Here is a 25,952-nt window from a genome sequence, read left to right as displayed (position 1 = left end):
TAGGTGCCGGACTAGGCCCCGCGTTTCAGTCGTCGCCTTCGACAACCCTGAGCCTCAGCTGCCCAGTCTTGGAATCGGCTGCACGCGGGGCCGTTTCCACCTTGGCTGTGGGAGCACGTGAAATCTCGCCCGCGCCCGCGTCGCCCTCGGTTGGTTGCGCGCCGAACTCCAGCGCCTCGATCTTCTGGCCGCGCTTGGTTACCTTGGACGTCGAGACGAGGATGTCGTCGATATCCCTGGCGGATTGGCCGAAATGCACCTGCAGCTTGCGCACGCGCTCGTCAAGGCGCCCGACATCCTCCATCAGCCGGATGACTTCGTCCTGGATCAGATGCGCCTGCTCGCGCATGCGGGCGTCCTTCAGGATCGCCTGGATGACCTGGATCGACAGCATCAGCAGGGACGGCGAGACGATGACGATGCGGGCGCGGTGCGCCTTGTGGACGATCGCCTCGAAATTCTCGTGGATCTCGGCGAACACCGATTCCGACGGCACGAACATGAAGGCGGTATCCTGGGTCTCGCCCTGGATCAGATATTTCGCCGCGATATCGCGCACATGCACCTCGATGTCGCGACGAAACGCCTGGGCGGCGATCTTTTGCAATTCGGCGCCATCGGCGGCGCGGATGGCGTTCCAGGCTTCCAGCGGAAACTTTGCGTCGATGGCGAGGGAAGGCGCGCCGTTCGGCATTTTCACAAGGCAATCGGGCCGGCTGCCATTCGACAGCGTCGCCTGGAACTCATAGGCGCCATGCGGCAGTCCGTCGGCGACAATCGCCTCCATGCGCGACTGGCCAAAAGCGCCACGTGTCTGCTTGTTGGAGAGGATCGCCTGCAACTGCACGACCTGGCCGGCAAGTGACTGGATGTTGCCTTGTGCCGTATCGATGACGGCCAGCCGCTCCTGTAACTTTGCCAGGCTTTCATGTGTCGATTTGGTCTGCTCGGTCATGGTCTGGCCGATACGACCGGTCATGGCGTCGAGCCGCTGCCCGATCGATTGCGTGAGCTCCGCTTGCCGGGCCCCGAACACTTCGGCGATGGCGCCCATGCGGCCTTGCATTTCGGCCTGACTTTTCAGGATGCCGGCCATTCGGGCCTCGGCATCGCGGGCGTGGTCGGCCGCTTCCGCCGCCGCGATGGTCCGCGCCTGGGCCGACCGCCACAGGGCTATGACGAGCATCGCGAACAGGCCAAGAAACAGGACAATGCCGAAGACCAGCGCATGGCCAAGCGTGACCGTGGTGGCACCAAGCCGTACGACAGGCTCCGAAAGGATTGATGTCGGGTCATTCATGTGGATAGCATAGATGATTCGGTATGTCGGGACAGATCAAAACGTGAACGTTGGCCCGGCCCCCCGGTTGACGCTTTTCGCGGGAGGTCTTACGTGGAACGCCATGTCGATCAAGCCGCTCATCATCCTCCCCGATCCAGTCCTGCGCCAGCTTTCCAAGCCGGTGGAACGCGTCGACGACGCGTTGCGCAAGCTCGCCGATGACATGCTGGAGACCATGTACGACGCGCCCGGCATCGGACTGGCGGCGGTCCAGATCGGCGAGCCGCTGCGCATGCTGGTGATCGACCTTGCCAAGGAAGACGAGACGCCGGCGCCGCATGTCTTCATCAATCCGGAAGTCCTCGAAAGCGCCGACCAGCGCTCGGTCTACGAGGAAGGCTGCCTGTCGATCCCCGATTACTATGCCGAGGTCGAACGCCCGGCCGCCGTCCGGGTGAAATATCTCGATCGCGACGGCAAGCTCGCCGAGATCGAGGCCGAGGGCCTGATGGCGACCTGCCTGCAGCACGAGATCGACCATCTCAACGGCGTGCTCTTCATCGACCACATCTCGAAGCTCAAGCGCGACATGGTGGTGAAGAAATTCAAGAAGCTTGCCAGGGACAAGGTGCCGGGCAAGCTGGTGGGATAGGGGAATGCCCCTACGCGTCATCTTCATGGGCACGCCGGAATTTTCGGTGCCGACGTTGCGCGCGATCACTGAAGCCGGGCATGTGGTGCCAGCCGTCTACACGCAGCCGCCGCGCGCCGCCGGCCGTCGGGGTCTGGAACTGACGCCGTCGCCGATCCAGCGCGAGGCGGAGCGGCTGGGCATCGAGGTGCGCACGCCTGTGTCGCTCAAGGGCGAGGCAGAACAGGCCGCGTTCCGCGCCGTCGAGGCCGATGTCGCCATCGTCGTTGCCTATGGCCTGCTTCTGCCCAAACCCGTTCTCGGTGCTCCCAGGCTCGGTTGCCTGAACGGCCATGCCTCACTCCTGCCGCGCTGGCGGGGTGCGGCTCCCATCCAGCGCGCGATCATGGCCGGCGACAGCGAAACCGGCATGATGGTGATGCGGATGGAGGAAGGTCTGGACACCGGTCCTGTGGCAATGGTTGAAAAACTGGTCATCGGACCCGATATGACAGCCGGCGATCTGCACGATCGGCTTATGGAAACCGGCGCCGCGCTGATTGTGGAAGCGCTCGCGCGGCTGGAAAATGATGCCCTGACATTTACCACGCAGGCAATGTCGGGGGTGACCTATGCCAGAAAGATCGATAAATCCGAGACGCGCGTGGACTGGACACGGCCTGCCGCCGAAGTCCACAATCATATTCGCGGCCTGTCGCCCTTTCCCGGCGCCTGGTCTGAGACTGAAATTGGCGGCCGCATGGAGCGGCTGAAACTGCTTCGCTCGACGCTCTCCGAAGGCCTGCCACTTTCGGAAGATTTGGGCGAGTCGGGAGGAATTCTCGATGACCGGCTGACGGTCGCCTGCGGGGTAGGCGCGATCAGACTGGTCGAAGTTCAACGGGCGGGCGGAAAGCCCGCCGCCGCGCGGGAGTTTCTGCGCGGGGCCAAGATCGAAAAAGGAATGAAGTTCAAATGAGCATGATGTCGATACGCGCGGCGACGCCGCGGGACCGCGAGGCTATTCGCCTCGTCGAGGAGCATGCATTCGGCCAGCAGGCGGAGGCCGGGCTGGTCGATGCGCTGGTTACCGGCGGCGATGCCGTCGTCGAGCTGGTGGCGGAAGAAGACGGACAGGTGGTCGGCCATATCCTGTTTTCGCGGCTTTACGTGGGCGACGGCGCCAAGACCTTCGCGGCCGTGGCGCTGGCGCCCCTGGCCGTGGAGCCGTCGTTCCATGGCACGGGCATTGGTGGGGCGCTGATCCGCGAGGCGCATATTCGCCTCAAGGAGGCCGGCGAGACACTGGCCGTGGTGCTTGGCGACCCGACTTACTACGGCCGTTTCGGCTACAGCCATGAACGCGCGGAGAAATTCGAGAGCGAGTATCAGGGCGAAGCCTTGCAGGCGCTTGCCTGGGGTGAAGCGCCAGAGACCGGCAAGCTGGTCTACGCCTCCGCTTTCACCGCGCTCGCCGCCTAGAGCATGACGAAATCATGCGCAATTTGCTTGATTTAGAGCCGGACGATTTCAGGTCGATCAGCCCTGAAATCGTCCGGCTCTAGGCGAGCCCCATCGCCTATGCCGCGTTTTCGCCTCGACATCGAATATGACGGCAGCCTGTATGCCGGCTGGCAGCACCAGGCCGATCAGCCTTCGGTGCAGCAGGCCATCGAGCAGGCGATCGAGAAATTCTGCGGCGAGCAGGTGAGACTGCGCGCCGCGGGCCGCACCGATGCCGGCGTCCATGCGACCGGCCAGGTTGCGCATGTCGACCTCACCAAGGCATGGCCCGGCGACAAGGTGCGCGACGCCATCAACGCGCACCTGCGGATTGCCGGCCACCGCGTCGCCATCGTCGGGGCCGCCGCGGTATCCGAGGAGTTCGATGCGCGCTTCTCGGCGACCGGGCGCCACTATCTCTACCGCATCGTCAACCGCCGCGCGCCCGCCGCCCTCGACAAGGGCAAGGTGTGGTGGGTGCCGAAGCGGCTCGACGCCGTTGCCATGCACGAGGCGGCCAAGCTGTTGCTGGGCCGGCACGATTTCACCACCTTCCGCTCGACCCAGTGCCAGGCCAACAGCCCGGTGCGCACGCTCGAGCGCCTCGATGTCAGCCGCGTGGGCGATGCGATCGAGGTGAGAGCCTCGGCGCGGTCATTCCTGCACAATCAGGTGCGCTCGATGGTCGGCTCGCTGAAACGCGTCGGCGAAGGCGGATGGACCGCCGCCGATCTCAGGGCAGCGCTGGACGCGCATGACCGGGCCGCTTGCGGCCAGGTGGCGCCGCCGGACGGGCTCTTCCTGGTTGGCGTCGATTATCCGGATACCGGGAGTGGTCGATCGGATCAGGCGCTCGAATAATCGGGCACGTCGATGCCCAGCATAAACTGCAGGCCGAACAGCACCAGAAGCGACGCGATGAACATGCCGACGAAAACGGCGGTTCCGACAGCCGTCCCCTTGCCGATCGACGCATTGGTCATGCGCCAGGTCAGCACCATCGACAGGGCGAACAGAAACAGTGAAACAAGGCCTGAAAACGCGTTGGACGGTGGCAGGAAAAGCCTGATCAGCGCCGACGGCAGCATCAGCCACGCCGTAATGGCCGAGGCCCAGTTGCTCGCCACGACATAGTGGACGAAGCGGCCGCCCACTCCAAGGCGCGGCGCGACCAGGGCGAGGCCGACAAGCGGCAGGACCCAGGAGCCGATATCCACCGTCGCCAGACGGATCAGCATGCTGAAACGTCCAACGAAAGCATCGGGATCGCCGATCTCGTTGGCAACGCCGACCCAGCCGACGATCAGTGCCGGCGCCGCCACGACGATCGCGAAAAAGGAATTCCAGAACCCATCCGCCGACAGGTCGAGCAGGCGCAATCCGTCCGTCTTGCCCAGCATCAATCGCCAGGCGCCGATCAGCGAAGCATGTGTCTCGTCCGCCGAAAGCATGCTGTCCCTATCCGAACCAGTCTTCGATGAAGCGAAGGTAGATTTGGGTCAGCGTCTCCAGATCCGCAACTGCGACACGTTCGTCGACCATGTGCATGGTCTTGCCGACCAGCCCGAATTCGACGACCGGGCAGTGATCCTTGATGAAGCGTGCGTCGGACGTGCCGCCCGAGGTGGAGAGCGCCGGTTGCCTGCCGACCACGGTGCTGACCGAACCGCTGAGCGTCTCGATCAGCTTCTCGTCGCGGGTGAGAAAGACATGGCTCGGCCTGTCGCGCCAAATGATGTCGTAGTCGACCGGCGTCTTCTTGCCCGCTCGGTATTTCTTGCGCTTGGCCGCCTGGTCGAGGCGATTGTGGATCTCCGCCTGGATGGTCTCGGCTGTCCAGCTGTCGTTGAAGCGGATGTTGAAGGTCGCGGTCGCCTTGGCGGGAATCACATTGGTGGCGGGATTGCCGACGTCGAATGTGGTCACCTCCAGATTGGTCGGCTGGAAGTCCTTGGTTCCCTTGTCGAAGACCGGGTGCAGCAGGGCGTCGACCAGGGTCATCAGCCCGCGCACCGGATTGTCGGCGAGATGCGGGTAGGCGACGTGCCCCTGGCGTCCATTGACGGTTATGCTGCCCGACAGGGAACCGCGCCGGCCGATCTTGATCATGTCGCCCAGCGCGTCCGGGTTGGTCGGCTCGCCGACGATCGCGGCATCCCACGTCTCGCCCTTGGCAACGGCCCAATCCAGGAGCTTGACCGTTCCGTTGATCGCCGGCCCTTCCTCGTCGCCGGTGATCAGCAGCGACACCGAGCCTTTCGGGCCGCCCTTCTGCTCGACATGGCGCGCCACGGCGGCGATGAAGCAGGCGATGCCGCCCTTCATGTCGACGGCGCCGCGGCCATACATCTCGCCCTTGGCGATCTCGGCCGCGAAAGGCGGGTGCGTCCATGCCGCTTCATCGCCAACCGGCACCACGTCGGTATGGCCAGCGAACATCAGGTGCGGACCGTTGCCGGAGCGCCGCGCATAGAGGTTCTCGATGTCCGGCGTGCCGTCCTCGGAGAATACCGGACGTTCGACCGAGAAGCCGAGTGGTTTGAGCATGGTTTCCAGCGCTGTCAGCGCGCCGCCTTCGGCGGGCGTCACGGAAGCGCAACGAATGAGGGCGGCGAGGTTTTCGGCGGGATCGGTCGGCAGAGTCATGGCAAAAGCGATAGTCGAAAGCGCCGGGCCTGTCACGGCCAGACATGAGGGCCAGTGACGGCGCCGACAATATGGTTTTCATGTCGTATAGTCGCGAGATCGGGTGGAATCACGGAATGATCAGCGCAAGGAGCACGATCGCCATTGCCGGCGCCGGCAGCATCGGCTGCTATGTCGGCGGCTGCCTGGGGCTCGCCGGGCGGCAGGTGATGCTGCTGGCGCGGCCGCGCATCGAGACGGCGTTGCGTACAGGCGGATTGCATGTCACCGACCTCGACGGCCTCGACCGTTCGCTAGGGCCTGGAGAGCTTCCAGCCACGGATGATCCGTCGGTTGCGCTGGGCGGAGCCGATGTGATCCTGGTGACGGTCAAGAGCGGCGCGACCGGGGAGATGGCCGGAATTATCGCGGCACATGCTCGCCCGGACGCTGTCGTGGTCAGCTTCCAGAACGGCGTCGACAACGCAGAGACCCTGCGGGCCGTGCTTGGCCAGCGGCGTGTTCTGGCAGGCATGGTGCCGTTCAATGTGGTCCAGTCGCCCGATGGTGACGTGCCGTTTCGAGTCCATCGCGCCAGCGACGGCAAGGCGCTGGTCGAAGATGGGGTACCCAGCCTCGTTGCACTTCTCGATGTCGCGGGGTTCAGCGTCGAAACCCATCCCGACATGAAGGCGGTCCAGTGGGGCAAATTGTTGATGAATCTCAACAACGCGCTGGTGGCGCTTTCCGGCCTGCCGCTGGCCAAGGAACTGGCCGACCGGCGCTGGCGGTTGATCCTGGCCGGCCAGATCGACGAGGCGCTCGCGGCGATGAAAGCCTGCGGCATAGAGCCGGCCGCGATCGCCGGCCTGCGGCCCTCGCTGTTGCCGAAGGTGCTGAGTTTGCCGGACTGGCTGTTCAGGCTGCTGGCGCGCCGGATGCTGACGATCGATCCCCGGGCGCGCTCCTCGATGTGGGACGATCTTCAGCGCGGCCGGCCAACGGAGATTGACGAGTTGCAGGGCACGATCCTGCGCCTGGCGCGAAAGGCAGGCACGCCCGCGCCGCTGATCGCGGCGGTCGCGGCTATGGTTCGTCAGGCGGAAGCGCGCTACGATGGCCCGCCACGCCTGGCGCCCGAACAAGTCAGCGCGGCGGCGCGTCGATCAGCGTGATCTTCTGCCAGATTTTTCGCGACAGGTTGGAGCTCAGGTTCTCGATGTCGTTGACGCCGTCGATGACCACGTCATCATTCACCGATTGCGCGAAAAGCGCCGCGATCTTGCCGGTGATCGACAGCATTTCGGAGCAATAGTCGAGATAGCGCGCCAGGTCGGCGGCATTGGTGATGCGTGCGGGCGAACTCGCGGTCGGCTTGAAATTGGCCGACAGTGTTGCCGGATCCTTGGTCAACTGGTGCATGTCGATGACATGGATCAGCGAACGCAGCCCGTGCAGCTCGCGAAAGACGCGCTTGCGCTTGATGCGCTCCTCGGTGCGGATCAGGGCCAGCAAGCCGAGCACCGCCAGGATGATGGTGTTGAGCGAGGCTTCGATGCCTTGCACCGACTGGACGGCGTCGTCGGCTCCGGAAATCCGATCGAGCGGCAGGATGGTGCCGACGAACAGGAACATCAGGACGCCGGCGAAGAAGGCGGCGATGATGACGCCGCGCAGCCACCAGATCGGCGCTTCAAGTGCCTTCGCCGCCTTGGCCAGGTCGCGCGAAAGGGACACGAGCTCCGCCGCGACGCCCCTTAGGCCCGCTTCGGGAAAACGATCGGCGATCCGCCCTTCCAGGCGCTCCGCCGTCTCGATGATCAGTTGCGGATCAAGCGTGCGGTAGCGCATGGCGCACGTCGGGTCGCTCCCTATGTTTCGGCTGGCGCGTTGGTGCGTCTGCCGTAGCGGTTCGGCCCTGGCTGTCCCGGAAACAGGCAGAGCACCAGGAAGGCGATGATCGAGACGACCGGCACGAAGAGGATCAGCGACGCGATGCCCGGCTTGTCGAGGTCATGCAGCCGCTTCACCGCCAGAACGATGTTCGACCAGAGCGAGGCGATGAAGGCGATGAAGAAGATGAACGACCACATGTTGCTCTCGGGCGAGCCTTCCGGCACCAGCGTGAAGCGATAGAGTGGAAAGGCCTGTATGATAGCGACGAGCAATCCGCCGAGAAAATAGGCCGCGCGGCTGACGCGGCCCGATGTCTTGAAGAATAGCCAGGTAAGATCAGATTTATCGGGCAAGCGGTCCGGTCCATGTTGATTGGAAGGCACTGCGCCCTCGAGGATGCCGAGACATATCGGAATGCATCTCAGTCCATGCCACCCCTTCGATAGACATCGCGGCGCGACCCATGGCCGCGCCGGCTGAAAGTGCACTCGCCTTGCGTAAAGATCAATCGCGCAGCAATTCGTTGATCGAGGTCTTGGAACGGGTCTTGGCATCGACGCGCTTGACGATGACGGCGCAGTAGAGGCTTGGGCCCGGTTCACCGTTCGGGAAGGGCTTGCCCGGCATCGAGCCTGCGACGACGACCGAATTGGGAGGCACTTCGCCGTAGAAGACTTCACCGGTGGCGCGGTCGACGATCTTGGTCGACTGGCCGATGAAGACACCCATGCCGAGAACCGATCCTTCGCGCACGATGCAGCCCTCGACCACCTCCGAGCGCGCGCCGATGAAGCAGTTGTCCTCGATGATGGTCGGGCCGGCCTGCATCGGCTCCAGCACGCCGCCGATGCCGACGCCGCCCGACAGATGCACGTTCTTGCCGATCTGCGCGCAGGAGCCCACCGAAGCCCAGGTGTCGACCATGGTGCCGGTGTCGACATAGGCGCCGACATTGACGAAGGACGGCATCAGCACGGCGCCCGGCGCGACATAGGCGGAGCGACGTACGATCGACGACGGCACGGCGCGGAAGCCCGCCTTCTCGAAATCGACCGCGCCCCAGCCGTCGAACTTCGACGGCACCTTGTCCCACCAAACGGCCTCGCCCGGACCACCCTTGATGATCTCCATCGGGTTGAGGCGGAAGGACAGCAGCACCGCCTTCTTCAGCCATTGGTTGACATGCCACTTGCCGTCGGACTGCCGCTCGGCGACGCGGGCTTCGCCGCGGTCCAGCAGGTCCAGCGCGGTCTGGATGGCGTCCCGCGTTTCGCCGCGCGTCGCGGTCGAAATCGTGTCTCGCTCCTCGAAGGCCTTTTCGATGGTCTTTTCGAGGCTCGCCAGATCGGGCTTCGACATGAATTTGCTCCATTACCAAGCTGTTAAGGGGCCACGCCTTAACCTGTTTCCAAAGTCGCGCGGACCTGAACAGACTTCGCTCGCTTCGTCTGTTTGAGTCTTTGCCGTAGCAGGTTCTTGTCGCAAAACCGCAGGACACTTTTGCGGAACCTGCTTATGTGAAGCCTTGGTAGGGGTCAATCGCGGGTGCGTCATGGGACGGCGCAAGTGAAAGAATTGGACGGGGTAAAAGCATATGACACCCATGGAGAAGGCGGGCTGGACGCCGCTGCCGCATTCTGACGAGGATCTGGAGCGGTCGAAGAGCGTGCCGGACACGCCACAGACGCGCGCCGAAACGTACCGGCTGGCATGGAACGACCCGGATTTCATGACCCGGCGCGAATTGCGCGCCGTGCGGCTGCAACTCGAACTGCTGAAGCCGGAGATGATCCTGGCCGAGCGCGGCATCCGCTCGACGGTGATCCTCTTCGGCGGCGCCCGCCTGCCGGAGCCTGGAGGCGAGGCCTGGGCCGCCAAGAACGAGACGCAGAAGAAGAATCTCGAGGAAAACAGCAAATATTACGAGGAGGCCCGCAAATTCGCGCGGCTGTGCTCGCAACAATCCGCCGCTTCCTACTACCGCGAATATGTCGTGGTGACCGGTGGCGGACCTGGCGTCATGGAGGCGGGAAACCGTGGCGCCGACGATGTCGGCGCGCCGTCGATCGGCCTCAACATCGTGTTGCCGCACGAGCAGGCGCCCAACATCTACGTGACGCCCGAACTCTGTTTCAACTTCCACTATTTCGCCATCCGCAAGATGCACTTCGTCATGCGCGCCAAGGCCGTGGCGGTGTTTCCCGGCGGCTTCGGCACGATGGATGAATTCTTCGAGACGCTGACCCTGATCCAGACCGGCCGCATGGAGCGCGTGCCGGTGATCCTGTTTGGCAAGTCGTTCTGGAAAAGGGCGATCGACCTCGACTTCCTCGCCGAGCAGGGCACGATCAGCCCCGGCGACCAGGACATCATCGATTTCGTCGACACCGCCGACGAGGCCTGGGGAATCATCAGCCGATTCTACAAGCTAGGGGAATAGGCAGTAGGGAAAGTTATCTGCAAGGCGGAGACGGCAAGCGCCTTATTGTTCTACCGCCTATTCCCTTCCGACGATCGTCGTCAGGAAGCCGGCGAGGTCGTCGGTGACGAAATCCACATCGTCTTCCTCGGCCGCGTCGCGTTCCCAGATTTCCGAGAAGGTCGGTTCGAAATTGCGGGGCACGATCAGCACCGTGGTCATGCCCAGCGCCTTTGGCACGGACAGGTTGCGGGCGAGATCCTCGAACATCACCGCATTGTGACCGGTGACGGCGTGGAGCTCGGCGAATTTCTCGTAGGTCTGGCGCGCCGGCTTCGGGTTGAGCCCGGCGGCGACGATATCGAAGATGTCATCGAAATGATCGAGGATACCGAGCTGGCGCGCGGTGCGCTCGGCGTGCCGCCTGTCGCCATTGGTGAAGATGAACTTGCGGCCCGGAAGCTGCCGGATGGCTGTACCCAGAACCGGGTCCGGCACCAGCCAGGAATAGTCGATGTCGTGGACCTTTTCGAGAAAATCGTCGGGATCGATGCCGTGCCGGGTCATCAGCCCGTTCAGCGTCGTGCCATACTCGCGATAGAGCTCCTTCTGCAACTTGCGCGCATCGTCGCGCGGCAACGACAGAAGCTCCCCGACATAGGCCGTCATCTTCACGTCGATCTGCGAAAACAGATTCGAATGGTGCGGGTAAAGCGTGTTGTCGAGGTCGAACACCCAATCGGTGACATGGGCGAAGCGAGCGGGATCAGGGAGCGTGGTCATGTGATCCTTATGGCATGAATTGCCGGTTCCGCCAGGGGCTTTATCCACAACTTGCGCGCGCTGATAGTGGCAAAAACGCCCTGACGATTCAAATTTTAAGCATCCCGGAAAGGCTGCCTTCAGCCCTTGCTGGCACTTAGGCAGTCCAGTGGGAGCAAGCGATGAATCGCATATTTCTGAAGTCCGCCGCCATTGCTTTTGCTTCCGTCGCGGCCTCGCTTTTGTTGACGCTGATCATCATTCCCGCCATGGGTTTTTCGGTCAATCGCACGATCTGGTTGACCTCAACGGTGTGTCCGCTCGTGCTTGCCTGGATCGCCGGCGCCTATACGTTCTGGCAGAGCGACAAGCTTAAGAATGCGCATCGTGACCTCGCCCGCACACACGCCCAGCTTGCAGCAGCGCATCGCCGCCTGGCCGAGAAGGCGAGCCGCGACGACATGACCGGCATGCTCAATCGCGAGAGCTTCTTTGCCGCGCTTGACGGCTCCCGGCGCAAATCCGATCGCGGCGCGCTGCTGATCATCGATGCCGACCACTTCAAGGCCATCAACGACAGCTATGGCCACCTGACCGGCGATGAAGCGCTGCTGCTGATCGCCAACGCCATCGAGCGCGGCGTGCGCAGCGGCGACGTTCTGGGGCGTATCGGCGGCGAGGAATTCGGAGCGTTCCTGATCGGCGCCACCGAACAGGAAGCCAAGCGCGTCGCCGAGCGCATCCGCCGCGAGGTCGAGCTGATCCGCTTCCGGCCCGTTGACGAGCGCACGGTTCCGCTCACGGTCAGCATCGGCGGTACGGTCTGCAGCGACGACAGCAACGTCTCGGACCTGATGCGCGCCGCCGACCGGCGCCTCTACCAGGCCAAGCATCGGGGCCGAAACCAGACGATCCTCGACAAGGATATTTGCGAAGCCGCGTGAGTTTCGGATCAACGCCCAGACACCAGCGGCATCGAGGAGTTCGAGGTTTCGCCATGCCGGTCGACGTTAACGAAGTCCTAACCCTGTTTGCATTCGGCAGTGCCGTTTTCGCGGTTTGGAACGGGTGCACGGCGAGGCTTGGCATGAAATTGGCTTCTCCTTCGGCGCGTGTGTCGTTCAGGGAATGCCATGCGTGGATCGAAGCCCCATCGAGAGACGAAACATGAGTTTCTTCAAGAAAATGTCGCGCCGCGCCGTCGTGCAGGCGCTTGTCGCGCTGCCGGCCCTGTCCCTGTTTCGCAAGCTTCCCGATGCCCCCGCCGATGAGATCGTCGAGGTCAATGGCTGGATCCTGAAGCGGAGCGACCTCGCATGATCTTCGACAGCTACGAGGCCTTTCGCACGGCGAACTTCAAACCCAGGGTCTGCATCCTGGGATCAGGCCCCGCCGGCACCACCATCGCCAGGAAGCTCGGCGCCGCCGGCATCCCGGTTGTGGTGCTGGAGGCCGGCTCACGCGAGTTCAGCGACGATTCGCAGGACTTCTACCGCGGCACCACGGTCGGCGATCCCTATTTCGATCTCGACATCACCCGGCTGCGGTTCATGGGCGGCAGTTCCAACCATTGGGCCGGCTGGTGCCGCGTCCTCGACAAGCAGGATTTCGAGCCCAAGGCCTGGGCGCCTGATACGGGCTGGCCGATCAGCCGCGCAGACATCGAACCCTTTCTGCCCGAGGTGCACGACATTCTCGAACTTCCTGATTTCCGGCCGGATGTGCCGATCTCCGATGACATTCGATGGGTGCAACTGATCAAGAGCCCGGCGGTGCGCTTCGGCGAGAAATTCGCCGACGAACTGGACAAGAGCCGCAACGTCGCGGTCGTTCTCAACACCTATGCCACCGAGCTTGCCGGCGACGGCAAGCGCGTGACCGGCGCCAGGCTGTGGTCGAACGGACAGGACGCCGGCTCCTTCACCGCCGATTATTTCATCGTTTGCACCGGGGGGCTGGAGAATTCACGCCTGCTGCTGTGGTCGAACCGGCGCTCGAATGGCGGCGTCGTGCCGAATGCATCAGCCCTTGGCCGCTACTGGATGGAGCACCCGACCTTCGAGGGCGGCAATGCCATCCTGGCTGATTACGGCGAATTCGAAGTCGATGCCGTCAACGAGGCGTTCTTTTCCCCGACGCTTGCCGCGATGGAGCGGCTCCGGATCATGAATTTCGGCATCAGGCTGATCGAGACGCCCTATGCCGGGGTCAAGCATGTCATCGCCGACCTTGCCTGCACGGCGCCCGATATGGCCGAATGGGTCGCCAACAAGCTCAGCCTCAACCTGCGCTGCGCTGCCCAGCTCTATGTCGCCTGGGAGCAGGCGCCGCTGGCCTCGAACCAGATCGAATTGTCGAAGACCGATGTCGATCATGCCGGCGTGCCCCGCATCGAACTGCACTGGAAGAAATCGGAGCTCGAACGCCGCACCATCCTGGAAGGCCTGAGGCTGTTCGGCGCCACCCTCATCGACAAGAACCTCGGCCGCGTCCGCCTCATGGACTGGCTTGCCAATGGCGAGGACTATCCGACGAATGAGGAAACCGCGGGTCACCATCACATGGGCGGCACGCGCATGGGCACGGACGTCACCAAGAGCGTCGTCGACAGCAACTGCAAGGTCCACGGCATGGACAATCTCTATGTCGGCGGCTCGTCGGTGTTCTGCACGTCCGGTCAAGCCAACCCGACCACGACGATAACCGCCTTGGCCTGCCGGCTGGGCGATCATCTGGGCAAGGTGCTCGCCGTCTGAGCGGATCCATGTCGTCCGACACCGTACGGCGGCTCTTGACGATAACATTCAGGGGACGATGACCTCACCGGGGCGGCCGTCCGAGTGGCGTGAGGTCGGCGCGATAACGCGTTATCGCCCGTGTCGTGCGCGAGCCCAACCGGATGAACAAGGGCAGCACCAGATCACGAATGAACAGTGCGATGGGTCCACTCGCCTGCTTCCGCGACCCGATGCGGCGGCTGATCCTGACGATATGCTCGACCCGTTGCTGTCGCAGCGCCTGAAAGGCCGCGAAAGCCTGTCCCGGCTGCGGTGTCGCGGCGCGACAGGCAGCCAGCACCACGGCGTCCTCGATCGCCATCGATGCGCCTTGCCCGGCATGTGGTGAAACGGCGTGCGCGGCATCGCCCAGCAGAACCGTGCGGCCATCATGCCATTGGGGCAGATGCCGCATGTCGAACACCGGATAGCCGCGTGGGACATGCGCAATGGTCTCGACGATCTGGCGGACGAATTTTGGATCGTCCGCATGCAGCCGACGAACGGTCGCCGCGAGATGGACGGGGTCAGGCCTTGCCATTGCCGCGTCCTCGTCGAGCGGGAAGGAATCGAACCAGAACACCGGCCCGTCATCGGTCTTGATGTAGCCGAAGAACGCCTTTGTGCCGAACACCATGTGCATCAAGCCGTCCGTTGGGGCCACGAAGGGCAGGTCGGCGACGCCGCCGACGCCGGTCAGGCCGGTATAGACCGGGTCTGGCGAGGCCGGAAAACAGAGACGGCGGACACGCGACCAGACGCCATCGCAGCCGGCCAGCCAGGCCGCATCGACCATGGCGCCATTGCTGAAGCCAAGGCGCACACCCTCCGGCTGGTCTTCAATGTTGGCGAGCGCGTGACCGAAGCGGATGTCGGCGCCGAGCGCCAGCGCTTCATCCAGCAGCACGCCGAGCAGGTCCGAGCGCCGCAGCGTGACGCTCTCGGCGCCTGCCTCGCGCATCGACTTCCGTTCGTCGAGATGGATAAGGCGGCGCCCGGCGGCGTTCATGATCTCGAAGCCCAGTGTGGGAATGCCAAGGGCCGTTATACGCTCGGCCAGCCCGAGCGCCCGCAAGGCGTTGACGCCATTGGGCGCCAGGGTGAGGAAGGCGCCTTCGTTCAGGGCCTCGCGCGACCGTGCCTCGAAAAGGCTGACATCAAGCCTCTGCCGCCGCAGCATGACGGCAAGTGCCAGCCCGGCAATGCCGGCGCCAATGATGGCGACCGGCAACTCTTGGGCATTTGCCTCGGAGAGCGCCATGGTTACAGCCCATGGATGGCGATGCGCACCAGCACAGCGGCGGCCGCCAACGACACCAGCAAGATGCCGAGGCCGATGGGCGACCCCCAGCCATACCATTCCATCGCCAGCTTGGCGTATTTGAACTCTTCCTCATGGGAGAGGGGTGCACCCTGTTGTATCAAGTTCATTTTTCAACTCCTCGTCGGCGGCCGCCCTTGCCTTGTTCTAGCCACGGCCGCATATTGCTGTAATAGTCTAAATGTTACACGGATTGATAGTTAGATGATCGAAGTAAATTCGTCAAGCGAAAATCGCGACGACATGACAAGCGCCATCGGCCTCGCCATCATGCGGTGGCAGGACGCGACGCAGGCCTATGACGAAGCTGTCGGGGCAAGGCTTGGGCTGAACATGGCCGAACGCCATTGCATCGGACTACTTTACGGCGGCCCGCAATCGGCCGGTGCGATCGCGACAGCGACTGGATTGACGCCGGCCGCGGTGACCGCTCTGATCGACCGGCTGGAGGCGCGCGGCCTGTTGACGCGCACGCGCAGTCTCGAGGACAGGCGCAAGGTGGTGATAGAGGCAACCGAGGCCACGCGGGAACTCTCGGCGCGCTACTACGGCGCTATCGCCAGCGAAGGTGAAAAGGTCCTCGCCACCTTCAGTGAGGCCGAGCTTTTCACCATATCGCGCTTCGTCAACGCCGCGCTCGACCTGCAAAGAGAACAGTTAGCACGGCTGAAGGCCGAGGTCCCCGAAAGACCCTAGGGCAACCCCGCCTAGAACAAGGTCTGGGCGTGACATTGGCTGGCCCTTGCGCATTCCCGCGGAAAAGCTGCACGCTAACTGCTGAAACGGGCCAAGCGCGCGTCCACGTCGCCGGCCAGCATGCGCGGACCAACCGGAGGCCCGCCATGAAAATCGTTCTGATCAATCCGCCGCACACCGCCATAGGCAGCCACGTTCCCGACGATCACCTGCCGCCGCTCGGCCTCCTGGCGCTGGGCGGCCCGCTGATCGATGCCGGTCATGAGGTACGGCTCGTCGACGCCGAATTCGGGCCGATGCGCTTGCCCGAAGTCGTTGAGACGGCCTTGAGCGATCAGCCAAATTTTGTCTTGATCGGCCATTCCGGCTCGACTATCCGACGGCCTTGCTTCTGGCAGGGATGATCAATGAGCGAGGACCGGCCACCATCATCATCTATGGCGGCGTGTTCCCGACCTATCACTAGCGCGACATCCTGGCTGCGACGGACGTCTTCGATTTCATCGTGCGCGGCGAGGGCGAGGCGACCGTCGTCGCACTGGTCGAGTCGTTGGAGATGCATCAACCGCCGGCGAGCGTGGCCGGCATCGCCTTTCGCTACGATCTGCGCCGTCCCTTCGCCGCGCAACCGGCCATGACCATTTCGGAGCTCGATGCCTACCGCGTGGGTTTGGGAGCTGATCGACCACAGCCGCTACAGCTATTGCGTGGTGGTTGCGCCGCGGGTTCCAAAACCCGCCGATGTCGCCATCAGGATTTCACTCAGCGCCTGAGATGGTCTTCCCGCTCAGGGAACGATCAGCGTGCCGGCGCCGTGTTCGGTGAAGAGTTCCAGCAGCACCGCATGCGGCGTCTTGCCGTTGAGGATGACGACGCCTTCGACGCCGCGCTCGATCGCCTCGATGCAGGTCTCGACCTTGGGGATCATGCCGCCCGACACCGTGCCGTCCTTGATCAGCGCCCTGGCCTCGGCCACGGTCAGCTCGTCGATCAGCTTCTTGTTCTTGTCGAGCACGCCGGGCACGTCGGTCAGGAACAAAAGGCGCGTTGCCTTGCAGGCGCCGGCGATGGCGCCGGCGAAAGTGTCGGCATTGATGTTGTAGGTGTGGCCGTCGCGGCCGGGCGCCACCGGCGCGAGCACCGGGATCATTTCAGAGCGCGCCAGAAGATCGAGCAGCGTGCGGTCGACCTCGACCGGCTCGCCGACGAAGCCGAGATCGAGCACGCGCTCGATGTTGGAGTCCGGATCGATCATGGTCTTGCGGGCCTTTTCGGCGAAAACCATGTTGCCGTCCTTGCCGCACAGGCCGATCGCCCATTCGCCCTCGGCGTTGATCAGCGCGACGATCTCCTTGTTGATCGAGCCGGCCAGAACCATCTCGACGATCTCGACCGTTTTCTGGTCGGTGACGCGCAGGCCGCCCTCGAATTTCGATTCGATGCCCATCTTGGCCAGCATCGCGCCGATCTGCGGGCCGCCGCCATGCACCACGATCGGGTTGACGCCGGATTGCTTGAGCAGCGCGATGTCGCGCGCGAACGCCTTGCCGAGTTCGAGGTCGCCCATGGCGTGGCCGCCATACTTTACCACGATCGTCTTGTGCTCGTAGCGCTGCATGTAGGGCAGGGCTCGCGAAAGCAGGTCGGCCTGCATTTCGGCGGTGGCGGTGATCTCCGTCATCGGCATGGTTCCCGGCTTGGTTCATGCATCTCCCCAAACCGTCGGGCATATGCATCAGGAAAGGACGGCGGCGTCTTAGCGGGAAACGCGACAGGCCGCAAATGGCATTACTGTCATATTCTCTCGCCTCACGACGACGTCATCATCCTGGCACCATCAACGGCGCCCTGCGGTCGAGCCAGCCCGAGATCTTCTCCATCTGCGCGGCAAGCGACAAAAGCGTTTCCTCGTCGCCGGGCCGCCCGGCGGCCTGGATGCCAAGCGGCAGGCCGGCATCGGTGACATGGACAGGCAAGGCGATCGACGGCTGGCCGGAAACATTCTGGATCGACGGCCAGGGAGTGAACCAAAGGCTCTTGTCCATCAGCTGCCCGAACAATGGCTTGATCTTCAGCAAGGGCGTGAGATGCAGTTTATCGAGCACGTTCTCGATGAACTCGTCGGCGCCCTTCGGGTCCATGGCGCCGCAGGCGAGCGGCGGGTGGGCGATGATCGGCATCAGCACCGCATCATATTGCGCGGTCTCGGAGATCAGGCGGCGCGAGGTAGCATGCAGCCGCTGCAGGCCGGCATAGACCTCCCCGGCCGACAGCATTTCGCCCAGACGGCCAAGCACGCGCGTGGCGCGCTCGATATCGCCGGAGATGGATCGGCCGACGCGCTCGGCCTCGCCCCGCAGCGAACCCGCGACCGCGGAGGCGACCGTCCTGGCGAAATCGGCGATGAAGTCACGGTCGATATAGGGCAGGTCGATCTCTTCCACGTTGTGGCGGCCCTCGCGAGCCAACGCCATGGCAGTGTCCAGCGCCGTCATTGTGTCGTTGGAGATGGGCAGGCCGAGTGGTGACTTGCGGTAAACGGCCAGCTTGAGCTTGCCCGGATCGCGCGCCGCCGCGGCGGCGAATGTTCCCCTGGGCGGCACTGCGGCGTAGGGCGACAGCGGATCGGGGCCATGAGTCAGGTCGAGCAGCAGCGCGCAATCGCGCACCGATCGGGTGACCGCGTGATCGACGACCATGCCATACCAGCTCTCGGTGACCAGGGGTGTCAGCGGCACGCGGCCGCGCGAAGTCTTCAGTCCGACCAGTCCCGTGCATGCGGATGGAACGCGGATCGAGCCGCCACCATCCGAGGCATGCGCCACGGGCACCACCCCGGCGGCGACCAGCGCCGCTGCCCCGCCGGACGAGCCGCCGCTGGTATGGGCGGTGTTCCACGGGTTGCGGGTGATGCCGAAAGCGGCGGATTCCGTCATCAGCCGCAGTCCGTGTTCGGGCGAGGTGCTGGTGGCGATCGGGATGAGCCCGGCCGCGAGATGGCGCTCCGTCATCACCGAGTTGAAATCGCCCGTGAAAGCCGGAATTCGGCTGCCGCCATGCACCGGCACGCCCTTCATGACGATGCCGAGGTCCTTGATCGCGAAAGGAATGCCGGCAAGCGGCAGCTCGCGGTCGACGGTTTTCGCGCGGGACCGCGCCGCGTCGTATAGCGGCTCCGCGATGGCGTTGATTTCAGGCCGGGTGGCCTCGGCGCGTGTGATCGCCGCCTCGATCAGCTCCGCCGGTGAAATCTCACCCTTGTGGACCATCTCGGCAAGGCCGGTTGCATCTTGTTCCCAGAGGATACGTTCAACCGACATGCTAGCCTCCCGCTATAGACACGCTAGCCGGTGGAGATTTCCTTGGCAATCGAAGCAGATATTCGTGCGCCCGAAGCCTGGAACTTTACGTGCACAAGGATGTTTCCGCCGTTGCAAATACATCGCAATACCCTAATTTGCCTGACATGACTCCGCAGGACATCACCAAGCTGATCGTCCGGACCTCGATGAAGGACCGGGCCGCGTTCGATCTGCTGTACCGGCAGACCAGCGCGAAACTTTTCGGGGTCTGCCTGCGTGTCTTGAATGACCGGGGAGATGCGGAAGAGGCGCTTCAAGAGGTCTTCGTCAAGATCTGGACGAAGGCCGACCGTTTTGCTGTTTCCGATCTCAGCCCGATTTCCTGGCTGGTGGCGATCGCCCGCAATCACGCGATCGATCGCATCAGGGCGCGGCGCAAGCCTGCCGCCGACATCGATGCCGCGCTTGACGTGGCCGATCCGGCGCCTGGACCGGAAGCAATGGTGGTCGCAGGCGGTGAATCGGAACGCATCTATCATTGCCTGGACGAACTGGAAAAGGACCGCGCGGCGGCCGTCAGGGGCGCCTACCTGCAGGGCGAGAGCTATGCCGAACTGGCGGAGCGCCATGGCGTGCCGCTGAACACGATGCGGACCTGGCTGCGCCGCAGCCTGCTTAAACTGAGAGAATGTCTGGAAAGATGACGCTGGAACAGGACAACGGACCGGAACATGGAGGCGACGACCTGCTCGCCGCCGAGTATGTTCTTGGCGTCCTGCCGGCCGATGAGCGCCAGGTCGCGTCCCGCCGCATCGACACCGAACCGGGTTTCGCGCGCATGGTCGACGGCTGGGAGGCGCACCTCGCGCCGATGGCCTCGGCCTATCCTGAGATCGAGCCGCCGGCCTCGGTGAAGCCGGCGATCGATCGCCGGCTGTTCACGTCGGCGGCAGCCGCGCCGGCGCGGTCATCCTTGGGCATCTGGTCGAGCCTTGCCTTCTGGCGCGGCCTTGCCGCCGTGGCGGTCGCGGCCCTGGCGATCTATGTCGCGGTGCCTTACATCAACCCGCCGGCGGCGCTGCCGCAGGCACGCCTGGTCGCCTCGCTCGCCGCCGACGGCAGCGACGTCAAATATCTCGCCGTTTACGATCCCGCCCATCATGAAGTCGGGCTCTCGCACGTCTCGGGTGAGCGTGCTTCCGGCAAGGACTTCGAACTGTGGATGATCGAGGGCAAGAACCCACCGGTTTCGATGGGCGTCATTCCCGTCGGTTCAACCGCGCATATCGTCGTTTCGCCCGCCGCCCAGCAGAAGCTCGCACAAGGCGCCGTGCTGGCGGTCAGCCTCGAGCCCGCCGGCGGTTCGCCGACAGGCAAGCCAACCGGGCCGGTGGTCGCCGCGGGCGATTTGAAGAGCATCTGACCGTTTGTCACACCAATAAATTCACCAGAGAAGACTTGAAGTTTATTTGCCGGCGCGATGCACGTTCAATAACGTGAGTCGGCAAATCGCTGTGAAATAAAATGTTGCCCTCGGCGCGGATAAAATAAAAAAATCCTGATATTCTGAAACTCACGCATTTGTGTTCCGTATCTCCTCACGTTCCCAAGAATGGGAAGAGAAAACCCCGAGGAGTTCGACATCATGCGTAAATTCGCCACCCTTCTGCTTGCCGGTACGATCGCCGTTTCCGCACTCGCCACCGCAGCCTATGCCGAAAATCCGATGGTAGGCGGCGCCGCCATGTATGCCAACAAGAACATCGTCGAGAATGCCGTCAATTCGAAGGACCACACCACGCTCGTCGCGGCCGTCAAGGCTGCCGGCCTGGTCGACACGCTCCAGGGCGCTGGCCCTTTCACCGTCTTCGCGCCAACCAATGAAGCCTTCGCGGCGCTTCCGGCCGGCACGGTCGACACCCTGCTGAAGCCGGAAAACAAGGACAAGCTGGTCAAGATCCTCACCTGCCATGTGGTCGCCGCCAAGGCGATGTCGGCTGACGTGATGAAGATGGTCAAGGACGACGGCGGCGCCCACAAGGTGAAAACCGTCGGCGGCTGCGAACTGACGCTCAAGGACACCGGCGGCAAGGTGACCGTGACCGATGAGAACGGCAATGTCGCCAATGTGACGATCGCCGATGTCGAGCAGTCGAATGGCGTCATCCACGTCATCGACAAGGTTCTCCTGCCGAAGATGTAACAAAAGGCTGGCTGCCGGCGAAGATGTCGGTAACGGCTCCCTGTTGATCGCACGGCTCTTGCTCCCGTGACCGTGCGATCGCCCCGCACTCCGCGCCGTCCATGATAGACATGGGACCGGCGCGGAGTGTCATTTCAGGGGCCTGTCACCGGCTTTTGATTTCCGCGTGACGGCAGAATTTGGCAAAGGACAACAGAAGGAATTGTGTCATGAACCGTCGCGACTTTCTTTTGAGCGGTGCCGCGACTGCCGCATTGCTGGTCAGCACCGCGGCGCTTCTGCGCATGGGTGGACCGCAGGATGCCCGCGCCGCGGAAACCTTCGAGGTCACCAAGACCGACGCCGAATGGAAAGCCATCCTCTCTCCGGCCGCCTTTGACGTGCTGCGCAAGGAAGGCACAGAATATCCCGGCACCAGCCCGCTGCTCAACGAGCACCGCAAGGGCGTTTTCGCTTGCGCCGGCTGTGACCTGCCCGTCTATCCGTCCGAGACCAAGTTCGATTCCGGCACCGGCTGGCCGAGCTTCTGGCAGGAGATTCCCAACGGCATAGGCAAGACCGAAGACCGGTCGCTCGGCATGACCCGCACAGAGGTGCATTGCCGGCGTTGCGGTGGTCACCTTGGCCATGTCTTCGACGACGGCCCGGCCCCGACCGGCCTGCGCCACTGCATCAACGGCGTGGCATTGACCTTCAAGCCCGCCACGGCCTGACAGACCTCAACCGCGATACAAAAACTCCGGGCTTGCGGCCCGGAGTTTTTGCGTGGTCAGAGCTTTACGGGCCTGGACTGGAGGAGCATGCCGAAAGCCGCTGCGCACAATTGGGTATTTCCATGTGACGCAATTCCGGACGAAAAACCGCCGCACACTTTTCCTGGAATTGCTTAGTGCCCGCCGCCACCTCCACCGACCGCCGCCGGCTTCTTGATCAGCATGGTGAACAGGCCAAGCGTCGCGAACAGAACAGTCAGCAGATAGAACACGTCCATGAAGGACAGCAGCGCCGCCTGTTGCTGGACCATGCCGGACAGTTTTGAGATCGCTGCGCTGGTCGCGTCCAGGCCGGTGGTCTGCTCGAAATTGAGCGTCATGTTCTGCAGCTTGGTCTGCGCGGCCGCACTTCCCCACTGCACGTGCTCGGAGAGCCGGGCGTAATGGAAGGCATTGCGGTCGATCAGCACCGTGTTGATGAGAGCCAGGCCAACCGCGCCGCCGAGATTGCGGGTGAGGTTGAACAGGCCGGACGCGTTCTTCAACCGCTCGGGCGGCAAGGTGCCGAGCGCGATGTTGTTGATCGGCACCATGCACAGCATCATCGAACAGCCGCGCAGGATCTGCGGGATCAGCAGCTCGTAGAAATCCCAGTCCGCGGTGAGATGCGTCATCCACCACGTGCCCGTCGCGAAACCGAAGAAACCGACCATCATCATCACGCGCAGGTCCATCTTGCTCGACAAGAACCCGGAGATCGGCGCGGTGAAGAACATGGCCAGGCCGCTGACGAACAGCGCTTCGCCGATCATCATCGAATCGTAGCCGCGGATGCGCCCGAGGAACACCGGGTAGAGATAGGTCAGGCCGTAGAGGCCAATGCCGATGACGAAGGAGAACACGGACCCGAAAGCGAAGTTGATGTTGGTGAAGGCTTTCAGGTCGACGATCGGTTCCTCGGCGGTAAAAGCGCGCCAGAAGAACAGCACCGCGCCGATGGTCATGACGATGGCGCAGATGAACACACCCTGGTCCTGCAGCCAGTCATTGTTCGGTCCTTCCTCGAGCACATACTCCATGCATCCCAGGAAGGCCGCCATGCCGGCGAGGCCCCACCAGTCGAACTTGCTGAACAGCTTGAGGTTGGGCTTGTCGAAATCGATCAGCGACCATGCCGCCGTCGTCACCAGGATGCCCGGCACGACATTGACCAGGAACAACCAGTGCCACGAAAATGCATGGCTGATATAGCCGCCGACGGTCGGGCCGATGGTCGGCGCCAGCGTCGCCACCAGGCCGATCATCGGCGAGACGATGGCGCGCCGCGAGGGTGGGAAAATGGTGAATGCGGCCGCGAAGACGCTCGGGATCATGCCGCCGCCGATAAAACCCTGGACGGCGCGGTAGACGATCATCTGGTCGATGTTGGTCGCTGTCGCGGCCAGCGCGCTCGCCGCGGTGAAGCCGGCCGCGGCGGCGGTGAACAGCACGCGGGTCGACAGCATGCGGCTGAGGAAGCCCGACAGCGGGATCATGACCACTTCGGCGATCAGATAGGCTGTCTGCACCCACGGGATTTCGTCCGAGCTGGCGCTCAGGCCGGCCTGGATCTCGGCCAGCGAGGCTGACACGATCTGGATGTCCAGGATCGCCATGAACATCCCGAACACCATCGCCAGGAAGGCGATGATGCGTCGCGTCGAGATGGTGTCCGGCACGGCCGGCATCGCCGGCGGAGGCGCCGATCCTGCTGTAAGGGTTGCCGTTGCCATGGCCTTGCTCCGGAGGATCGCTCAGTTCGAGGCGGCGGGTGCTGTGCGGCTGTCGACGGCGACGATGACGCTGAGGCCAGCGCGCAGCTTGCCTGACTTCAGCACGTCGGCGGGCACGTCGATGCGGACCGGCACGCGCTGCACCACCTTGGTGAAATTGCCGGTGGCGTTTTCCGGCGGTAGCAGCGAAAACACCGCGCCCGAGGCTGGAGCCAGGGACGACACGGTTCCCTCGAACGACGGGCCGTCAATGGCATCGACCGAGACCTTGACCTTCTCGCCGGGTACGATCTTGGCAAGCTGGGTCTCCTTGAAGTTGCCGACGATATAGAGCTTGTCCATCGGCACGATCACGGCGAGCTTCTGGCCGGGGCTGACGAGGTCGCCCTGCTCGACCGAACGGTTGCCGACGACGCCGTCATACGGCGCCTTGAGAACGGTGAAGGAAAGGTCGCGCGCGGCCTTGTCCTTGCTGAGCTGCAGCGATGCCAGCGTGCTTGCCGATTCCGCGCGCTGCGCCTGCAGCACGCCGATGTTGGCCTGCGCGGTTGCGATCTGTGCGTCGGCGCCGACAAGAGCGGCATTGGCCTGGTCCAGCGCGGTCTGTGCGTCGTCCAGTTGCGCCTGCGTGCCGACATGGGTCTTGAGCAACTGGGCGGCGCGCTGCTGGGCGCGGGCGGCGTTGTCGGCAGCCGCCTGGTCGGCGACCTTCTGCGCCTGGGCCTGCTTGAGCGATGCGCGTGCCGCTTCGGTCTGGGCGTCGATGCGGTCGAGCGTCTTGCTCAGCGTGGCGATCTGCGCCTCGGCCTGGGCAACCGCGATCTTGTAATCGCCGTCATCGACGACGAGCAGCGGATCGCCAGCCTTGACCTGCTGGTTGTCGCTCACCTTGACTTGGTCGACATAGCCGGAAATCTTCGGCGAGATAAATGCCATGTCGGCCTGGACATAAGCATCATCCGTTGAAATCATGAAGCGTCCGTCGACCCAGTAATTGTAGCCGTACCAGGCGCCGCCACCAAGCAGCCCAAGCGCGATGATGGGCAGCAGGAAGGAGCGCACCGAGCGCTTCTTCTTGGCGGGCGCCTCGGCCGGGGGTGCGGTGACGGGCTCGATTGGGGTGCTCGGTGCTTCGACCGCGGGGGCGACCTTGGCATTGGGGAATGGGCGAACCTCTGCGGTGGCGGGTGTGTTCGAAGACATCGGGGCATCTCTCTGTAGCGGACTGAACCGTTCGGTTCGAATTGGACATTGACTTAGCGCGGAAAGAGGCCCATATCAAGAGGCAATCGAACCGGTTGGTTCGAAATATTTTCGAGGTGACCCTATGGCCGAGATATTACCCAAGGCTGAGAGTGATCAGTGCGATCTGCTGGAAAGCCTTCGCCGTGGACGTCCGGCGGCCGGTCAGGATCCGGTCAAGCGCGGTCAGATCATCGAGGGCGCCCGCCGTGTTTTCATAGACAAGGGCTTCGAGGCGGCGTCGATGAACGACATCACCCGGGAAGCCGGCGTATCGAAGGGCACGATCTATGTCTACTTCGCCAACAAGGAAGAGCTGTTCGAGGCGCTGATCGAGGAAGAGCGCAGCACGATCTTCAAGAACATGTACGATGTTCTCGACCAGATCGGCGATCTCAGGGCAACGCTGGTGAAGTTCGGCAAGGTGCTGTCGGCCAAGATCACCTCGGCCAAGGTCATCCAGGCCCAGCGCACCGTGGTCGGCGCGGCGGACCGAATTCCCGAGCTTGGCACGCGCTTCTACGAGCGCGGCCCCAAGCGCGGGCATGACAAGGTCGTGATCTTTCTCAACGCCGCCATCGAGCGCGGCCTGTTGAACATACCCGATGTCGACCTTGCCGCGTACCAGTTCACGGAGCTGTGCCTGGCTGGTCTCTTCCGCCAGTGCATCTTTGCCTATCGCACCAAGGCGCCAAGTGCCGCCGAGATCGAGCATATCGTCAGTTCGGGCGTCGATATGTTCCTGAAGTTCTACGGTACTGATCTGCTCGCGGCGGAAGAAAGCGCCGTGAAGCCGGGCTGACTGATG

The 25,952-nt window shown here is 63.4% G+C and carries 28 protein-coding genes and 1 pseudogene; 16 read left to right on the top strand and 13 right to left on the bottom strand.

Annotated features, from left to right (window positions below):
- Nucleotides 1–25 precede the first annotated feature (25 nt).
- Complete coding sequence (locus ACO07C_RS16150) at nucleotides 26–1,300, bottom strand: DNA recombination protein RmuC (protein WP_421915152.1); 1,275 nt, start codon at nucleotides 1,298–1,300, stop codon at nucleotides 26–28.
- 103 nt (nucleotides 1,301–1,403) lie between these two features.
- Here ACO07C_RS16150 and def point away from each other — a divergent pair, with 103 nt between their 5' ends.
- The 4 genes from def to truA all read left to right on the top strand — a co-directional run bounded on the left by def (nucleotide 1,404) and on the right by truA (nucleotide 4,277).
- Entirely contained in the window at nucleotides 1,404–1,934 is a 531-nt protein-coding gene (gene def / locus ACO07C_RS16145; protein ID WP_421915151.1) for a peptide deformylase, read from the top strand.
- 4 nt (nucleotides 1,935–1,938) lie between these two features.
- A complete protein-coding gene (gene fmt, locus ACO07C_RS16140) occupies nucleotides 1,939–2,892 on the top strand; it encodes a methionyl-tRNA formyltransferase (RefSeq protein WP_421915150.1) in 954 nt (317 codons plus the stop codon).
- A complete protein-coding gene (locus tag ACO07C_RS16135) occupies nucleotides 2,889–3,395 on the top strand; it encodes a GNAT family N-acetyltransferase (protein WP_421915149.1) in 507 nt (168 codons plus the stop codon). The genes fmt and ACO07C_RS16135 overlap by 4 nt, the downstream gene beginning before the upstream one ends.
- 99 nt (nucleotides 3,396–3,494) lie before the next feature.
- Nucleotides 3,495–4,277 carry a tRNA pseudouridine(38-40) synthase TruA gene (gene truA, locus ACO07C_RS16130; RefSeq protein WP_421915148.1) on the top strand — a complete coding sequence of 261 codons (783 nt, stop codon included), beginning with the start codon at nucleotides 3,495–3,497 and terminating at the stop codon, nucleotides 4,275–4,277.
- On the opposite strand, the gene ACO07C_RS16125 is transcribed toward truA, so the two are convergent.
- Both ACO07C_RS16125 and dapE read right to left on the bottom strand, forming a co-directional pair.
- Entirely contained in the window at nucleotides 4,262–4,867 is a 606-nt protein-coding gene (locus tag ACO07C_RS16125; protein WP_421915147.1) for a transporter, read from the bottom strand. The two genes, truA and ACO07C_RS16125, sit on opposite strands and share 16 nt — an antisense overlap.
- Nucleotides 4,868–4,874: 7 nt before the next feature.
- Nucleotides 4,875–6,062 (bottom strand): succinyl-diaminopimelate desuccinylase, encoded by a 1,188-nt coding sequence (gene dapE, locus ACO07C_RS16120; RefSeq protein ID WP_421915146.1) that lies wholly within the window; start codon nucleotides 6,060–6,062, stop codon nucleotides 4,875–4,877.
- A gap of 116 nt (nucleotides 6,063–6,178) precedes the next feature.
- On the opposite strand from dapE, the gene ACO07C_RS16115 reads away from it, so the two are divergent.
- Nucleotides 6,179–7,216, top strand: coding sequence for a 2-dehydropantoate 2-reductase (locus ACO07C_RS16115; protein ID WP_421915144.1), 1,038 nt, complete (start codon nucleotides 6,179–6,181; stop codon nucleotides 7,214–7,216).
- On the opposite strand, the gene ACO07C_RS16110 is transcribed toward ACO07C_RS16115, so the two are convergent.
- The 3 genes from ACO07C_RS16110 to dapD all read right to left on the bottom strand — a co-directional run bounded on the left by ACO07C_RS16110 (nucleotide 7,188) and on the right by dapD (nucleotide 9,296).
- On the bottom strand, nucleotides 7,188–7,892 hold the full coding sequence (locus tag ACO07C_RS16110; RefSeq protein WP_421915143.1) for a hypothetical protein: 705 nt from the start codon (nucleotides 7,890–7,892) through the stop codon (nucleotides 7,188–7,190). The genes ACO07C_RS16115 and ACO07C_RS16110 overlap by 29 nt on opposite strands.
- 20 nt (nucleotides 7,893–7,912) lie before the next feature.
- The gene (locus tag ACO07C_RS16105; protein WP_421915142.1) at nucleotides 7,913–8,290 is read right to left on the bottom strand and encodes a DUF805 domain-containing protein; all 378 of its coding nucleotides are present in this window, start codon (nucleotides 8,288–8,290) and stop codon (nucleotides 7,913–7,915) included.
- Nucleotides 8,291–8,441: 151 nt separating this feature from the next.
- Nucleotides 8,442–9,296 carry a 2,3,4,5-tetrahydropyridine-2,6-dicarboxylate N-succinyltransferase gene (gene dapD / locus ACO07C_RS16100; RefSeq protein WP_421915141.1) on the bottom strand — a complete coding sequence of 285 codons (855 nt, stop codon included), beginning with the start codon at nucleotides 9,294–9,296 and terminating at the stop codon, nucleotides 8,442–8,444.
- Nucleotides 9,297–9,531: 235 nt separating this feature from the next.
- Between dapD and ACO07C_RS16095 the strand changes: the two genes are divergently transcribed.
- Complete coding sequence (locus tag ACO07C_RS16095) at nucleotides 9,532–10,377, top strand: LOG family protein (protein ID WP_421915140.1); 846 nt, start codon at nucleotides 9,532–9,534, stop codon at nucleotides 10,375–10,377.
- 57 nt (nucleotides 10,378–10,434) lie between these two features.
- Here ACO07C_RS16095 and ACO07C_RS16090 read toward each other — a convergent pair whose 3' ends face one another.
- The gene (locus ACO07C_RS16090; protein WP_421915139.1) at nucleotides 10,435–11,139 is read right to left on the bottom strand and encodes a pyrimidine 5'-nucleotidase; all 705 of its coding nucleotides are present in this window, start codon (nucleotides 11,137–11,139) and stop codon (nucleotides 10,435–10,437) included.
- Nucleotides 11,140–11,300: 161 nt separating this feature from the next.
- Here ACO07C_RS16090 and ACO07C_RS16085 point away from each other — a divergent pair, with 161 nt between their 5' ends.
- The 3 genes from ACO07C_RS16085 (at nucleotide 11,301) to ACO07C_RS16075 (ending at nucleotide 13,874) form a co-directional block, all read left to right on the top strand.
- Nucleotides 11,301–12,062, top strand: coding sequence for a GGDEF domain-containing protein (locus ACO07C_RS16085; protein WP_421915138.1), 762 nt, complete (start codon nucleotides 11,301–11,303; stop codon nucleotides 12,060–12,062).
- Between the two features lie 223 nt (nucleotides 12,063–12,285).
- Nucleotides 12,286–12,438, top strand: a complete 153-nt coding sequence (locus ACO07C_RS16080) for a hypothetical protein (RefSeq protein WP_421915137.1) — start codon at nucleotides 12,286–12,288, stop codon at nucleotides 12,436–12,438.
- On the top strand, nucleotides 12,435–13,874 hold the full coding sequence (locus ACO07C_RS16075; RefSeq protein WP_421915136.1) for a GMC oxidoreductase: 1,440 nt from the start codon (nucleotides 12,435–12,437) through the stop codon (nucleotides 13,872–13,874). Before ACO07C_RS16080 ends, ACO07C_RS16075 begins: the two co-directional genes overlap by 4 nt.
- A 64-nt stretch (nucleotides 13,875–13,938) precedes the next feature.
- Here the strand turns inward: ACO07C_RS16075 and ACO07C_RS16070 are convergent, their stop codons facing one another.
- Both ACO07C_RS16070 and ACO07C_RS16065 read right to left on the bottom strand, forming a co-directional pair.
- Complete coding sequence (locus ACO07C_RS16070) at nucleotides 13,939–15,156, bottom strand: FAD-dependent oxidoreductase (RefSeq protein ID WP_421915135.1); 1,218 nt, start codon at nucleotides 15,154–15,156, stop codon at nucleotides 13,939–13,941.
- A gap of 2 nt (nucleotides 15,157–15,158) precedes the next feature.
- Complete coding sequence (locus tag ACO07C_RS16065; protein WP_421915134.1) at nucleotides 15,159–15,326, bottom strand: hypothetical protein; 168 nt, start codon at nucleotides 15,324–15,326, stop codon at nucleotides 15,159–15,161.
- A gap of 94 nt (nucleotides 15,327–15,420) precedes the next feature.
- On the opposite strand from ACO07C_RS16065, the gene ACO07C_RS16060 reads away from it, so the two are divergent.
- Nucleotides 15,421–15,912: a MarR family winged helix-turn-helix transcriptional regulator gene (locus ACO07C_RS16060; RefSeq protein ID WP_421915133.1), complete on the top strand. Its 492-nt coding sequence runs from the start codon at nucleotides 15,421–15,423 to the stop codon at nucleotides 15,910–15,912.
- 146 nt (nucleotides 15,913–16,058) lie between these two features.
- Nucleotides 16,059–16,616: pseudogene (locus tag ACO07C_RS16055) on the top strand (B12-binding domain-containing radical SAM protein); the annotation flags it as partial.
- Nucleotides 16,617–16,699: 83 nt separating this feature from the next.
- On the opposite strand, the gene argB reads toward ACO07C_RS16055, so the two are convergent.
- Together argB and ACO07C_RS16045 are read right to left on the bottom strand one after the other, a co-directional pair.
- A complete protein-coding gene (gene argB, locus ACO07C_RS16050; protein WP_421915132.1) occupies nucleotides 16,700–17,593 on the bottom strand; it encodes an acetylglutamate kinase in 894 nt (297 codons plus the stop codon).
- Nucleotides 17,594–17,735: 142 nt separating this feature from the next.
- The gene (locus ACO07C_RS16045) at nucleotides 17,736–19,232 is read right to left on the bottom strand and encodes an amidase (RefSeq protein ID WP_421915131.1); all 1,497 of its coding nucleotides are present in this window, start codon (nucleotides 19,230–19,232) and stop codon (nucleotides 17,736–17,738) included.
- Nucleotides 19,233–19,378: 146 nt separating this feature from the next.
- Between ACO07C_RS16045 and ACO07C_RS16040 the strand changes: the two genes are divergently transcribed.
- The 4 genes from ACO07C_RS16040 to msrB all read left to right on the top strand — a co-directional run bounded on the left by ACO07C_RS16040 (nucleotide 19,379) and on the right by msrB (nucleotide 22,130).
- Nucleotides 19,379–19,918 carry a sigma-70 family RNA polymerase sigma factor gene (locus tag ACO07C_RS16040; RefSeq protein WP_421914302.1) on the top strand — a complete coding sequence of 180 codons (540 nt, stop codon included), beginning with the start codon at nucleotides 19,379–19,381 and terminating at the stop codon, nucleotides 19,916–19,918.
- Nucleotides 19,915–20,637, top strand: coding sequence for an anti-sigma factor (locus ACO07C_RS16035; RefSeq protein WP_421917544.1), 723 nt, complete (start codon nucleotides 19,915–19,917; stop codon nucleotides 20,635–20,637). Before ACO07C_RS16040 ends, ACO07C_RS16035 begins: the two co-directional genes overlap by 4 nt.
- Before the next feature lie 222 nt (nucleotides 20,638–20,859).
- The gene (locus ACO07C_RS16030) at nucleotides 20,860–21,417 is read left to right on the top strand and encodes a fasciclin domain-containing protein (protein WP_227343984.1); all 558 of its coding nucleotides are present in this window, start codon (nucleotides 20,860–20,862) and stop codon (nucleotides 21,415–21,417) included.
- A gap of 209 nt (nucleotides 21,418–21,626) precedes the next feature.
- The gene (gene msrB, locus ACO07C_RS16025) at nucleotides 21,627–22,130 is read left to right on the top strand and encodes a peptide-methionine (R)-S-oxide reductase MsrB (RefSeq protein ID WP_421915130.1); all 504 of its coding nucleotides are present in this window, start codon (nucleotides 21,627–21,629) and stop codon (nucleotides 22,128–22,130) included.
- A gap of 173 nt (nucleotides 22,131–22,303) precedes the next feature.
- On the opposite strand, the gene ACO07C_RS16020 is transcribed toward msrB, so the two are convergent.
- Together ACO07C_RS16020 and ACO07C_RS16015 are read right to left on the bottom strand one after the other, a co-directional pair.
- Complete coding sequence (locus ACO07C_RS16020) at nucleotides 22,304–23,857, bottom strand: DHA2 family efflux MFS transporter permease subunit (RefSeq protein ID WP_421917543.1); 1,554 nt, start codon at nucleotides 23,855–23,857, stop codon at nucleotides 22,304–22,306.
- A gap of 66 nt (nucleotides 23,858–23,923) precedes the next feature.
- Nucleotides 23,924–25,105: an HlyD family secretion protein gene (locus tag ACO07C_RS16015; RefSeq protein WP_421915128.1), complete on the bottom strand. Its 1,182-nt coding sequence runs from the start codon at nucleotides 25,103–25,105 to the stop codon at nucleotides 23,924–23,926.
- A gap of 124 nt (nucleotides 25,106–25,229) precedes the next feature.
- Here ACO07C_RS16015 and ACO07C_RS16010 point away from each other — a divergent pair, with 124 nt between their 5' ends.
- Entirely contained in the window at nucleotides 25,230–25,946 is a 717-nt protein-coding gene (locus tag ACO07C_RS16010; protein ID WP_421915127.1) for a TetR/AcrR family transcriptional regulator, read from the top strand.
- Nucleotides 25,947–25,952: the final 6 nt, after the last annotated feature.

It is taken from the genome of Mesorhizobium sp., from assembly GCF_965229135.1.
Taxonomy (GTDB): Bacteria; Pseudomonadota; Alphaproteobacteria; order Rhizobiales; family Rhizobiaceae; genus Mesorhizobium.
The sequence above is the reverse complement of the archived record's forward strand: the minus strand, read 5'-3'. Positions and strand labels throughout refer to the sequence as shown.